The 12608-nt window shown below is 43.9% G+C and carries 13 protein-coding genes; all 13 read right to left on the bottom strand.

Annotated features, from left to right (window positions below; all coding sequences use genetic code 11):
- Positions 1–117: 117 nt before the first annotated feature.
- From G633_RS0101780 to G633_RS0101720, 13 genes are read right to left on the bottom strand one after another with little or no spacing between them, the layout of a single operon-like run.
- Positions 118–1188, bottom strand: coding sequence for a protein-glutamate methylesterase/protein-glutamine glutaminase (locus tag G633_RS0101780; protein ID WP_022767230.1), 1071 nt, complete (start codon positions 1186–1188; stop codon positions 118–120).
- Positions 1189–1190: 2 nt separating this feature from the next.
- Positions 1191–1910, bottom strand: a complete 720-nt coding sequence (locus tag G633_RS0101775; RefSeq protein WP_026518894.1) for a flagellar brake protein — start codon at positions 1908–1910, stop codon at positions 1191–1193.
- 47 nt (positions 1911–1957) lie between these two features.
- The gene (locus tag G633_RS0101770) at positions 1958–2893 is read right to left on the bottom strand and encodes a MinD/ParA family protein (protein ID WP_022767232.1); all 936 of its coding nucleotides are present in this window, start codon (positions 2891–2893) and stop codon (positions 1958–1960) included.
- 18 nt (positions 2894–2911) lie between these two features.
- Entirely contained in the window at positions 2912–4183 is a 1272-nt protein-coding gene (gene flhF, locus G633_RS0101765) for a flagellar biosynthesis protein FlhF (protein WP_026518893.1), read from the bottom strand.
- 1 nt (position 4184) lies between these two features.
- A complete protein-coding gene (gene flhA, locus G633_RS0101760) occupies positions 4185–6242 on the bottom strand; it encodes a flagellar biosynthesis protein FlhA (protein WP_022767234.1) in 2058 nt (685 codons plus the stop codon).
- Between the two features lie 36 nt (positions 6243–6278).
- Entirely contained in the window at positions 6279–7427 is a 1149-nt protein-coding gene (gene flhB, locus G633_RS0101755; RefSeq protein WP_022767235.1) for a flagellar biosynthesis protein FlhB, read from the bottom strand.
- Positions 7402–8187 (bottom strand): flagellar biosynthetic protein FliR, encoded by a 786-nt coding sequence (gene fliR, locus G633_RS0101750; RefSeq protein WP_022767236.1) that lies wholly within the window; start codon positions 8185–8187, stop codon positions 7402–7404. Before fliR ends, flhB begins: the two co-directional genes overlap by 26 nt.
- Before the next feature lie 9 nt (positions 8188–8196).
- Positions 8197–8469: a flagellar biosynthesis protein FliQ gene (fliQ, locus tag G633_RS0101745; RefSeq protein ID WP_022767237.1), complete on the bottom strand. Its 273-nt coding sequence runs from the start codon at positions 8467–8469 to the stop codon at positions 8197–8199.
- A 21-nt stretch (positions 8470–8490) separates the two neighbouring features.
- The gene (gene fliP / locus G633_RS17055) at positions 8491–9435 is read right to left on the bottom strand and encodes a flagellar type III secretion system pore protein FliP (RefSeq protein ID WP_242826395.1); all 945 of its coding nucleotides are present in this window, start codon (positions 9433–9435) and stop codon (positions 8491–8493) included.
- Positions 9436–9771: a flagellar biosynthetic protein FliO gene (locus G633_RS0101735; RefSeq protein WP_026518892.1), complete on the bottom strand. Its 336-nt coding sequence runs from the start codon at positions 9769–9771 to the stop codon at positions 9436–9438.
- 16 nt (positions 9772–9787) lie between these two features.
- Positions 9788–11017 carry a flagellar motor switch phosphatase FliY gene (fliY, locus tag G633_RS0101730; RefSeq protein ID WP_026518891.1) on the bottom strand — a complete coding sequence of 410 codons (1230 nt, stop codon included), beginning with the start codon at positions 11015–11017 and terminating at the stop codon, positions 9788–9790.
- Positions 11018–11021: 4 nt separating this feature from the next.
- A complete protein-coding gene (gene fliM / locus G633_RS0101725) occupies positions 11022–12005 on the bottom strand; it encodes a flagellar motor switch protein FliM (RefSeq protein ID WP_022767241.1) in 984 nt (327 codons plus the stop codon).
- 45 nt (positions 12006–12050) lie between these two features.
- Positions 12051–12593, bottom strand: coding sequence for a flagellar basal body-associated FliL family protein (locus G633_RS0101720; RefSeq protein WP_022767242.1), 543 nt, complete (start codon positions 12591–12593; stop codon positions 12051–12053).
- Positions 12594–12608: the final 15 nt, after the last annotated feature.

Below are 12608 nucleotides of genomic sequence, written 5' to 3'. Positions count from 1 at the left end.
AGATTTAGTTCAACGTGTATACATATTATCGCATACTTTTGAACATTATATCGGCTTTCTGAATGGAGGAATTTAAGAATTTTAGATTAAAGAATTATTAAAAAGTAATGAAACCCCTCAATTCACACCGACATGCATTATTATTTCCTGGGCAATGTTATCAAGTTTAACAACCTGATCCACAAGCCCAGCCGTTGCTACAGCTTTGGGCATTCCGTAAACGGTACAGGTGCTTTCATCCTGTCCGATCACATGTACTTTTTTCTTTGTCTTTAGATTCTTGATTCCTTCTGTACCATCAGCTCCCATTCCGGTCATTACAACACAGCAGATCTCGTCGTAATCTGAATCCATCAGGGACTCGTACATAAAGTTTGCGCAGGGCCTTACACCCTCTCTGGTAGGTCCATCCACATAATGGATAGTGCTCTTACCACCACTCTTTACCACATGCATATGCTTTCCGCCGCGGGAGATATAAACTGTTCCGCTCTGGAGCTGATCGCCTTCGGCAGCTTCTTTTACCTTAATCTCTGAGAGTGAATCAAGTCTCTCTGCAAGAGAAGCTGTAAAGCCTTCCGGCATATGCTGAACCAGTACAACAGGTGTTTTGAGATTCTTGGGCAGTTTGGGTATTACAGCCTGAAGTGCTCTTGGTCCTCCGGTTGAACTTGCTATTGCAACAATTCTGTTGCCGGTAATCTTGCTGGCAGATTTTGTTACAAGCTCTACAACCTTTCTGGATTCCTTAGCTTCTTCAAAGGAGAATGCCTTTGTTGCTACCGGAAGTCTACTGTTTGCCACGGCTGCAAGAGTGTTGATGAAATGCTTACCGAATTCTTCTCCTCTACACTCAGAAGCCCTGTCAGGCTTATGTACGAAATCCAGAGCACCCAGATCAAGACAGTCCATGGTAACCTTTGCACCTTCTTTGGTATCGGTGCTGGCCATCATTATCCTGGCTTTGATCTTATTCTTCTGAAGTTCCTTCAGCATCGTAATACCGTCCATACGAGGCATATTGATGTCAAGAACTACAGCGTCATAAGTATTCTTTTTCAGAAGTTCAAGGCCTTCTAAACCGTCCTTAGCCTTGTCAACCACCTGGAATCTTGAATCTGCATTAATAATATCACTGAGTACGGTTCTCATGAGTGCAGAGTCATCAATAAGTAGAATTTTTTTCATAATTAAGTCTGCTTCTTTCTGATTTTTCGTTCTTCCTCAAAGATAAAATGTATGATATCTTCTCTGGAAGTCTCGTCAATGTAAATGTACTGGATACGGTGTTCAAACAGTCCCGGTCTGGCTTCAAGCTCCTGGACCTTAAGGACATTGCAGATCATTTCATACTCTTTGTTCAGATTTCCCGGAAGTGAATATGCACAGTATATTGTGCTTCCCTCCTCATATCGGAAATTCGATACAAATCTAAGTCCGCCTCCGCTAATGTCTACAACAACGCTCTTTTGAAGGTTATCTCCCGGATCAACGAGGTATTTTCTGTTCATCTCAAAAGCCTCCTGTTCCTCCTTGGAACAGAGCCTTGACTTAAGCTCCAGAGCACAGCTGAATCTGTAGTATTCTCTTCTCTGAAGTTTAGAAAGCTCGCTGGTCAGATCCAGTACAAGAATGTACATGTTGTCGCTTCTGTATCTGTCAACGATCTTGGCAAAGCATTGAAACAGGCCCTTGGTTGAATAAAAGCACAGGCTGTATTCTCCATCTACCGGTAAAAGAACTATCTTCCCCCTCTCAAAGGGCATCAGCACTTCAATTCTGTCGTCTGATGTTACGTCCATTATCTTACTCATGTAGATGTGTTTGGTACGAGAATCATCGTCCATCCATATCTTGCCTGTGGCCTTTAGCTCCACCCTGTTGCCCGGTGAAATGTAGTCAGTGAGCATTCATTTATCTCCATTATTTTGATAATAATATTATAACACGGTAATTGTTAATTTGGTGAAACAGGTGCATTTGCCGAAGCAGATGCAGGGATCTGTGTGCTTGAAAGCTTTCTGCCTGTGATGATATGGGAAAAGAATGCAGCCATACCCCTCTGCTTAACTTCCATGGTCTCACCCGGATTCATAAGCATTCCTGCGATATTTTCAAAAGCCTTAACGGATTTGGCATTTGGGTACTGCAAAGAAACAGGTGACTGCTGCATTACGCTCCTTGCAAGCATCTGATCCTGAGGAATAGCCCCGAGATATGTCAGCGGAAGCTTCAAATATCTTGCAACAACTGCATTTAGCTTGTTAAAGAGCTGCTGACCCTCATCATCTGATGACACCCTGTTGGATACAACCTTCACCTTGGTATTCTCTCTTGAAAATCTCGGCGACTGATTGAGCGCCTTTAACAAAGAATAGGAATCGGTAATAGATGTCGGCTCCGGTGTCGTAACCAGAATGATCTCTCCGCTTGCAACCAAAAACTCCATAACTGCGCTGGAAATTCCGGCTCCGGTGTCGATTATGATGATATCCGCAATAGCATCAAGCTGTGCCAGATTAACAATGATGTACACAAGATAATCACGGCTTAAGTTGTACATTCCGGAAATACCTGAACCTCCGGAGATAAAGCCTACCCCCTCAGGTCCCCAGGTAATGATATCTTTTATGTTTTTCCCCTGATAAATAAGGTCGCTGAGATTATGTTTTGGAATTGTACCAAACATGATCTCAATATTGGCAAGCCCAAAGTCGGCATCAAGGATTATTACTCTTTTTCCCATCTTCCGAAACTGAACGGCGAGGTTGATGGCAACGTTACTCTTGCCGACTCCTCCTTTTCCGCTGGTGACGGTAATGATCCTGGCCAGGGGCCTTTGAGGCTTACTCTGATTCTTTATTATATTTCTTAACTGTTGCGCCTGATCCATATACTAACACCCAACAAATTAACTCTTTCCACCCAATAGATTTTTAACGATTCTCTGAGCATCAAAAACAGCGATGTCATCCGGTACGTTCTGACCGTTAGTGATATAAGCAATAGGTGATCCGGTATGCATTCTGATATTGTAGAGATTCCCCTTTGCCCCGGTTTCATCCATCTTGGTAAAGATCAGCTTATATGCAACCATCTCTGAGTAAACATCGGCAATCTCAATGAGATCGCGGTACTTAGTGGTTGCTGAAAGAACGAGATAGTTCTCACAATCCATCTCTTCTTCCAGAACTCTGATAAAGCTCTCAACACTCTGCTTGAGCTCATCATTATGAAGCGAATGACCGGCTGTATCAACCATCAGATAGTCATAGTCTCTGAAGTCTTCAGCTGCCTGCTTCATCTCCTCAACTGAGTAGATTACCCTGAATGGAATCTCGAGGATTGATGCATATGTTCTTAGCTGTTCAGCAGCTGCAATCCTATAGGTATCAACCGTAAGAAGAGCCACCTTCTTGTGCTGCGTTACGCAAAGATCTGAAGCGAGCTTGGCAATTGTTGTGGTCTTGCCTACTCCGGTCGGTCCTATAAATATCTCAGCCATAGGTCCGTCATGATCCATCTTTATCGGTTCTGACTTACCAAACTTAAGCACCATCTTCTGATAAACATTAGAGAGTGCATAGTCAAAAGGCATGCCCGGCTTAGAAAGCTTCTCAACTTCGTCAGTGAGCTGATTTACATATATCTCATCAACTTCATTCTCAATAAGCGTGTTATACAGGAGCTTGATAAAAGACATTGTCTCATCCGAAATGTCTTCGTTCTTAGTGCTCTTTACCGGAGCCTCGTCCTTCTCCTTGTCCGCAGCCTTTGACTCTGCTTCTGTCCTTTCGGATTTGAGGAAGTTCTTTTCAAGAAGGTTACTCAAATTATCCAGCTTCTCTTCAATAGCGCTGTTCTCATCCCTTATATCGGGAGTCTTGGCAGCTGTCATATTTGAAGAGGCAAGAATTGTATCCCTCTGTGCAGGGTCTTCTGCTGCAGCCACTTTTCTGGCAACCGGTCTTTGCTCCTTTTGAGGTGAAAAAGTTCTCTGTGGTCTCTCCGTCTCCTCCTCAAGTCCCACAGTCACCTCGATTTTCTGAGGCTGAAAAAGTGAAAAGAAACCTGTTTTCTTAACCGGCTTAACCGTCATGACAACGATGTTCGGTCCCAGTTCTCTCTTAGCTTCTTCCGTCGCCTCGCTTTCAGTTTTTCCAACATACTTTTTAATAATCATCTTATGCCGTTACCATCCCCACAGATTGTAGTTCGATTGTCGGTTCAACCTCGTTGTAAGAAATTACAATTAGATCCTTATAATAGTCCTGAGTCATCTTCTTAAAGTACATTCTGACTATCGGTGATGCCATGATTATCGCCATCTTACCGGCATCCTCAAGTCTTTTTATATTCTCCCCAACTGCAGTAAGAATAGACTTCGTACGGGCGGGATCAAGAGTAAGGAACGCGCCTGTCTCAGTCTGCTTGACGCTGCTCATTATCTCCTGTTCGATCTTAGGATCAAGAGTGAGGACACTTGTTGTCTCTCCCGCTGCAAAATATTTACTGGATATTGCTCTCTTAAGGCTCTGTCTTACATATTCAGTGAGAATGTCTGGATCGTGCGTTGAAGGAGCAAAATCAGCCAATGTTTCAAATATGGTTACAAGATCACGTATGGAGATGCCTTCGCTTAAGAGGTTCTGAAGAACCTTCTCAATTTCACCAAGGCTCATGAGCTTAGGCACAAGCTCGTCAACAAGAGCAGGATTGTTCTCCCTTAAGTTATCAACAAGGTTCTGTACATCCTGCCTTGTCATAAGCTCTGCGATGTGTTCTCTTATGATCTCTGTAAGGTGTGTAGCAATGATAGAAGGCGGATCAACAACCGTGTAGCCAAAGCTCTCAGCTCTTTCTCTCTGACCTTCCGTGATCCAGGTAGCAGGAAGATGGAAGGAAGGCTCAACAGTTGGAATACCTGTGATCTCCTCCTCGACATGACCGGGATTCATAGCCATATAATGGTCGAAAAGAATCTCTCCGTCGCTTACCTGTATACCTTTAATTTTAATTATATATTGATTGGGATTCAACTGAATATTATCCCTCAAACGGATAATGGGCACTACAGTACCAAGCTCTAAAGCGATCTGTCTTCTGATCATTACAACTCGGTCAAGAAGGTCTCCGCCCTGGTTAACATCCGCAAGTGGAATAATACCGTATCCAAATTCAAGCTCGATAGGATCAACCTGCAACAGGCTCGTGACATTCTCGGGCTGTCTGATCTCCTCAGCCTTCTGCTCCTCTTCAGTAGCAACTTCACCCTCTACGGCAACTTCCTCCATGGTCTGGCTAGCCACTCTTCCAAGAAGAATGAATGCAGCACCGAAGGTTACGTATAGCACTGTAGGAAGCGGTGATAAAATACCGAGTCCTGCTACAACGCCACCAACAAGGTATAGTATCTTGGAGGTTCCAAAGAGCTGGCCGATAAGAAGGTGTCCGAAATCCGCTTCCTTGGATCCCTTGGTTACCAGGATACCGGTTGACATAGAAATCATCAGTGAAGGGATTGATGATACAAGGCCGTCACCCATGGTAAGGATTGAGTAGGTATTAACAGCTGTGCCTACATCCATGCCCATTCTGATAACGCCCATGGCAATACCACCGATAAGGTTGGTTGCTGTGATGATAAGACCGGCTGTCGCATCTCCTTTTACGTACTTGGTAGCACCGTCCATAGCTCCGAAGAAGCTGGCCTCTTCCTGGATCTTGTCACGTCTTTGCTTGGCTTCTGCATCGGTTATTGCACCGGTGTTAAGGTCGGCGTCGATAGCCATCTGTTTACCGGGCATAGCGTCCAATGTGAAACGAGCTGATACTTCAGCTACACGCTCAGAACCTTTGTTGATTACCATGAGCTGAACAATGATCAAAATGATATAGATGATGGCACCTACAATAAGATCGCCGCCACCAACGAAAGATCCAAATACTTCAATAACTTCACCGGCACTGCCCTGTGTAAGAATAAGTCTCGTGGATGATACGTTAAGGGCAATTCTGAAGATTGTGGTGAACAAAAGGATTGTCGGGAAGAATGACATCTCCAAAACATCTTTTGCGAACATGGCCGTGAACATGATTACAAAGGAAAGCGACATATCGAAGGCCAAAAGAATGTCCAAAAGCCAGTCCGGAAGCGGAATAATGAGCATAACAATAGCGGCAACGATATAAAGTGCCAGACCATAGTCCATTACACGATTTTTAATCTTGGTAAGATCCATCATTATCCTCCTTCCGTCAGATTAGTCGTTTCCAGATCACACCTTGCCCTGTAAGTGATAAACGTAAGCCAGAACTTCAGCTACAGCCTTATAGAGCTCAGGCGGAACCATTTCACCAACCTCAACGTTTGCATAAAGCATTCGCGCAAGAGGCTTGTTCTCTACAATTTCAACTTTGTTATCCCTGGCAATCTCTTTTATCTTCTGAGCCAGATAATCAGCACCCTTAGCTACAACAACAGGTGCATCCGACTCCTCTGCATCGTATTTGATAGCAACAGCATAGTGAGTAGGGTTCGTGATGACAACGTCCGCCTGAGGGAGCTGTTGCATCATTCTTCTCCTTGATGCTTCCATCATTCGACGCTTCTGAGCGCCCTTAACCTGAGGATCTCCTTCAGAGTTCTTGTACTCATCCTTGACCTCTTTCTTGGTCATCATCATATCCTTATTGAACTTTCTCCTCTGATAGATGAGATCAATAAAGGCTATGACCATGTACGCCGCTGCTATTCTAAACCCAAGGTCAATGATCAGATTTCCCATAAGGCCTATTGCCTGCCCAAGGGGCATATCATATAAGAGGAAAAGAGATTCCGTCCTGCCTGTAAAAAACGAATATATAACCGCCGCCATTACCACAAGCTTAAGCAGTGACTTTCCAAGGTCAAAGAGCTTTCTTGCGGAAAAGATCTTTTTCATACCGCTGATTGGATTGAGCTTTGAAAGCTTTGGCTGGAGCGGCTTGGATGTAGGTTTAAATCCAACCTGAACAAGGTCGGACAAAAAAGCAATTATAAATGCGACTATAAAAAACGGTGCGCTTATAAGAAACATCGTCAGTATCGCATTGGTCAGAATGCTTCTGATGTAGGCAATAGGAAGCATTCCGTCGTAGGTTCTTGCCACATTGGGGATATTGTTATAAACCCTCTCAAACAACGTCTGAAAGTTAGTCCCCATAAATGGATAAATTACCCTGATAATGACAAATAGCGCAAGTAAAGTAAACGCAGTGGCTATTTCCTGACTCTTGGCCACCTGCCCTTCTTTTCTTGCGTCGTCGAGCTTTTTAGCAGTGGGCTGCTCGGTTTTTTCAGCACCGTTTGCATCCTCAGCAAAAAACTGCAGATTATATTTAATTAGTAAAGCTGAATCATCAGCCGCTCTGCATGCTGTAAACAAACTGCTGGATCATCTCCTTCATGTTGATAAAGATAAAATTCGAAGCATCAGAAAGCATTGTTACAGTAATAAACATGATCACTAGGCCAACAACTATCTTTATCTGTATACCCACAGAGAACATGTTCATCTGCGGTGAAACCTTCGCCAAAACTCCCAGGACCACATTGGTTATGAAAGTGATGATGAAGATTGGAAGGCAAATTCGAAAGCCGATCACAATATAGTTCTTCATAAATGCCAGCATTGTATTGAGCATTCTGTCTGAGTGGATCACTGCCCCGTTAATAGGAATCAGGGTAAAAGAGTCCACCAGCGCCTTTAAAATATACTGGTACATTCCCGTTATTATCAGTGCCAGTGTGAGGTACTGAGAATAAAGAGATCCTGTGATCGTGACCTGCTGGTTGGTCGCCGGGTCCATCATGGAAACCATGGAAAGACCTATCTGCATATCAACTACACTTCCGGCAAAGGCTGTGATCTGTTGACACATGGTAACGGCAAATCCAATAAGGAGCCCCACCATAGCCTCTTTTAACACGATCACTGTATAGCCTGCCACGGTATTGTAATCCGGAGGATAAAAAGGTACAGCCCCATACAAAAGTATCGAAAGCAAAAGCCCGTAGCCAACTTTAACGATATTTGGGGTCTGCCTTCCTCCAAAAAACGGACAAACAAAGATGAAGCTCATTATCCTTACGACGATCAAAAGATAAACTTCAAGATCGCCATAACTAAAGGTATGGTTAATCATCTATTGCTCCTAGCGTACATATTTCGAAAAGTCTGACCATAGATTTGTAATATAGCCTGATAGTTCAGTCAGCATCCAGTTTCCCATAAGCATTATCATAACAAATACTCCGATAACCTTGGGAACGAAGGTAAGTGTCTGTTCCTGGATGGATGTAACGGTCTGAAAAATGGATACTACAAGACCGATTATCATTGAAGTCAGAAGTACGGGAAGTGACATTCTTATTATCAGCATCAGGGCTTCTGAAACTATTTGGTTTATATCTGCCAGTGTGATCATGCCAATCTCCCTTCTTCTTTTTTAGTAGAACGATTTAACAAGGTTACCGATAATAAGACTCCATCCATCTGCCAATACGAATAGCAGTATCTTAAAGGGCAGCGATATTGTGGTCGGTGGCAGCATCATCATACCCATACTCATAAGTACCGATGCCACGACCATGTCGATTACGATAAACGGTATATATATCAGAAAGCCGATGATAAAGGCTGTTCTAAGCTCACTTACAATGAAGCTGGGAACAAGTACTACATTGGGAATGCTCTCCAGCTCTCCATCCCACTCTATGCCATCTATCTGCATAAAGAGTCTTACATCCTTTATCTGAGTCTGACCATACATGAACTGCCTGAAGGGCTTCATTACCTCAGTAAAGAACTCCTGCTGCTCCATTTCTCCGTTTTCAAAAGGAATAACAGCAGTGTTATAAGCCTCAGTTAAAGTGGGCTGCATAATAAACAGTGTCATAAATAAAGCTATACCGATCAGTACAATGTTCGGCGGCGAAGTCTGGGTACCTATGGCAGTCCTGGTGAAATGCAGTGCAACAATGATCCTGGTGAAGGATGTCATCATTACAACCAGAGTTGGCGCCAGTGAAATCAGCGTAAGTGTAATGAGGATCCTAAGTGATCCGTTGAGCATTCCGTTTCCGTTGTCATAGGTTACAGTAACGGTATTGGCGATATTTAATTTCTTCAGATCATCCGGAGTCTCTGCAGAACCCGGATCAGTGATATTGGTTCTCTCATCCTGCGTACCGGTAAGGTTTGTGTCGGTATCTACCGTAGGATCAGTGGGCGTAGTATCACTTATTATGTTTTCTGTAGCGTGAGAAGTCAGTGGAATCGAAAATGCCAAAAAGGAAAACATGGCAAGACAGGCAAGGGCTGATATCAGCCCTCTCCGTAAAAGAGATAATATTTGTTTGTCAAAAATCCCAGCTCCCCTGTTCTTACCCATTTACTTCTTTTTCTCACCCTTAATCTTTTCAAGTATCTCCTTGAAACTCAAATTATCTTCAGGATTATCTTCCTTGATGATCAGGTCCTCCTTGGATATTTCTCCCAAATTTGTGATCTCGTCTTTCCCTACACCGATAGCTACGTATTTCCCTCCGATGCGTACTATCTGAATATACTTCGTCGCAGATATTCTGGCAGTCTCAATGACTTCTATATTACCTGTAGATGTCTTATCCTTCTGATAGCTTGCCATCCACTTGGTAAAAAAGTATGTGACAACCAAAACAGCCACGAAGATTATAAGCATAGATATAAGCTGTAAATATGAGTCCATAGTCTATGCTCCTATCTTATTGAACAATCTCAGTTACACGGACACCAAAGCTTTCTTCGATTACTACAACTTCGCCCTTGGCTACGAACTTTCCGTTTACAAGAACGTCAACGGGTTCACCGGCAACCTTATCAAGCTCTATGATGGTTCCCGGAGCAAAGTCAAGGATATCGGCGATAGGCTTAGCTGTTCTTCCGAGCTCAACTGTAACCTCCAAAGGCACATCCTTGATGATGCCGATATTCTCTCCGCCTGCCATAATAGTGGTTCCGCCTGCAAAGGTCTGGAACTGAGCGGGCTGAATATTCATGTTCATCATCTGAGGCGGCATCTGCATCTGAGGCATAGCCATCTGTGGCATTGCCATCTGAGGCATCGGTCCAGCAGCCATCATGGAAGGATCCATTGCAGGCATAGGCTGAGGTGCAGCCTGTGGCATCGGCTCGGGTGCAGGCGCAGGTGCTGGAGCAGGTGCAGGCTCCGGCTCTGACGGCGTTGCATCTCCGGTAATAACGGTATCCTTAAGAGCTTTTGCAAAGTCGATAGGATACAACTGCATAAGAGTTGAATCAACCAGATCTCCGACCTGCATCTTGAAGGAAATCTTAACGAAAGTTCCTGTCAGGAATTCAGCGATATCTGAAGGATCGTCATTGATCATCTCCAAAAGCGTTGCCTGTGGCGGGCTGATATCAACCTTCTGATTGATCATTGTAGAAAGAGATGTGGCAGCAGCACCCATCATCTGGTTCATAGCCTCTGAAATAGCTGAAAGCTGCAGTTCACCGATCTCTCCCTCTGTATTGGTACCATCACCACCCATCATGAGGTCGGTGATTACCATAACGTCATGTTCTTTCAGAATAAGGATATTGGTGCCATCAAGACCTACTGTGTATCTGATCTGAATGAATACACAAGGCCTCTCATAATTACTGATAACATTTTCCCAATTGGCAAGTTCAACCTGAGGCGTTGTGATATTAACCTTCTGGTTTACAAGGGAATACAGCGTTGTAGCTGAAGATCCCATGCTGATATTGGCCACCTCACCAATGGCATCCTTCTCAGCATCATTCAGAAGTGATTCATCAATTCCACCTCCTGAAGGCGCTGCAGCTATATCTGCCGCTGCCTCCATCCCCGAATCAACAGGAGCATCTGCAGGTGCAGCATCGCCCCCGCCGGATGTATCCATACCGGCCAGCAAAGCATTAATTTCGTCCTGAGATAACATTCCATCCATGCTCCTACTCTTCCTCCTCTCTTACAACCGACGTAATACGTACGGCATATTTGTCTTTTGCAGTTCCGGGCAACGCCGTGAATTTATAGATGTTACCCACATATACCTGCATATCTGTATTAACTCTGTTATCAAGCCTTATAATGTCCCCGGCCTGTAAGTGTACAAAATCGTTTACCGATACATTGCACTTTCCAAGAACCGCTTTTACAGGTACATCCACATGTCTGACCATTGTCTCAAGATGATCCTGATAATCCTCTTCCGCATTCTTTTGCATAGTAGAGAACCAGAACTTGGTATTTAGCTTGTCCATGACGCTCTCTAATGTGAAATATGGAAGACAGACATTCATCAGACCCTCTGTATCACCGATCTTGATATTCAGTGTTACAATGGCGATCATATCTGTTGGTGATATTACCTGTGCAAACTGAGGATTGGTCTCAATTCTCTCCATTACCGGATTAATAGCCACAACGTTCTGCCAGGGTTCAACCATGAGCTGCATGCAGATGGTTACCAGCTTCTCTATAAGTGGCATCTCAATGTCAGTAAATGGCCTCGGTTTATCAAGGCCGTTTCCTTCACCCCCAAGCATTCTGTCTATGAAGGAAAAGCCTATATTGGCCTGAAGCTCCAGAATAATGGTTCCCTGTAATGGCAAGAAGCTGATCACTCCCAGAATAACCGGGTTACTAAGAGCGTTCGAAAACTCCGAATATGTAACCGTCTCTGAGTTGGCAACCGATACTGTAACGTTCTTGCGAAGATACAGGGGCAAGGTAGTGGATAACAGACGCCCATAGTGCTCGTAGATCATCTCCAGAGTACGAAGATGTTCCTTCGAGAACTTGGCCGGACGTTTGAAGTCATAATCTTTGACTTTCTTTTCGTCCGAGGCCTGCATCTGGTCCACATCAAGCTCACCGGTACTGAGTGCTGACAACAGGCTATCTATTTCGCTTTGTGACAGTACTTCACTCAATGTTTAGTCTCCTTAACAAAATCTCTTTTCATAAATACGTTTGGATCAAGAATAAAGAACGCTTGAGAAGCTTATATCATAGATGAAATTTGAATTAAACATAGCCTGTACGTTCTCAAGAATGCTCTCTCTTGCAACTGCATCCATTCCGCCCTGAAGTTCTTCCATTGTGTAACTTGCAAGTGTATTGGTTATCTCTGACTTAACAACTTCCTTTACATTTGCAAGATTCTCTTCTGTACCAAGGGTTGCATAATCAGCACTGGCCTTGTTCATTGAGAATACAACCTCAACTACCATATAATGTGCCTTGCCGTCTTCGCCGGGCTTTAAGGCAATTGTAAGTTTCTCATCTCCGGTAAATCCCCAGGTTGCCATATCCGTTACAGCAACAACTCCGGAAGCAGATCCGGAAAATCCGCCGCTGTTACCGCCGTTTGCCTCAAGCTCAAGGGCAGCAGCTATGTCAGATATGAGCTTGGCAGTCTGCGAATTGGTGGTCATGACACTTAGCATCATAAAGCCTGTCATACCGAGATTAACTACTAGAAGTGCAAGGATAATGATTGATAACAAATTCTTTTTCATGAGTGTCTCTCCTTG

This window comes from Butyrivibrio sp. FCS006, assembly GCF_000424525.1.
GTDB lineage: Bacteria > Bacillota > Clostridia > Lachnospirales > Lachnospiraceae > Butyrivibrio.
Note: the sequence above shows the minus strand (reverse complement) of the source record. Positions and strands in the feature narration are given on the sequence as shown.

Coding starts and splice junctions, on each gene's coding strand:
- G633_RS0101780 (WP_022767230.1), bottom strand. CDS start 1,188: ATGAAAAAAATTCTACTTATTGATGACTCTGCACTCATGAGAACCGTA.
- fliQ (WP_022767237.1), bottom strand. CDS start 8,469: ATGATCACACTGGCAGATATAAACCAAATAGTTTCAGAAGCCCTGATG.
- fliY (WP_026518891.1), bottom strand. CDS start 11,017: ATGGATGGAATGTTATCTCAGGACGAAATTAATGCTTTGCTGGCCGGT.
- fliP (WP_242826395.1), bottom strand. CDS start 9,435: ATGGGTAAGAACAGGGGAGCTGGGATTTTTGACAAACAAATATTATCT.
- flhF (WP_026518893.1), bottom strand. CDS start 4,183: ATGATTATTAAAAAGTATGTTGGAAAAACTGAAAGCGAGGCGACGGAA.
- flhA (WP_022767234.1), bottom strand. CDS start 6,242: ATGGATCTTACCAAGATTAAAAATCGTGTAATGGACTATGGTCTGGCA.
- G633_RS0101775 (WP_026518894.1), bottom strand. CDS start 1,910: ATGCTCACTGACTACATTTCACCGGGCAACAGGGTGGAGCTAAAGGCC.
- G633_RS0101720 (WP_022767242.1), bottom strand. CDS start 12,593: ATGAAAAAGAATTTGTTATCAATCATTATCCTTGCACTTCTAGTAGTT.
- fliR (WP_022767236.1), bottom strand. CDS start 8,187: ATGATTAACCATACCTTTAGTTATGGCGATCTTGAAGTTTATCTTTTG.
- G633_RS0101735 (WP_026518892.1), bottom strand. CDS start 9,771: ATGGACTCATATTTACAGCTTATATCTATGCTTATAATCTTCGTGGCT.
- G633_RS0101770 (WP_022767232.1), bottom strand. CDS start 2,893: ATGGATCAGGCGCAACAGTTAAGAAATATAATAAAGAATCAGAGTAAG.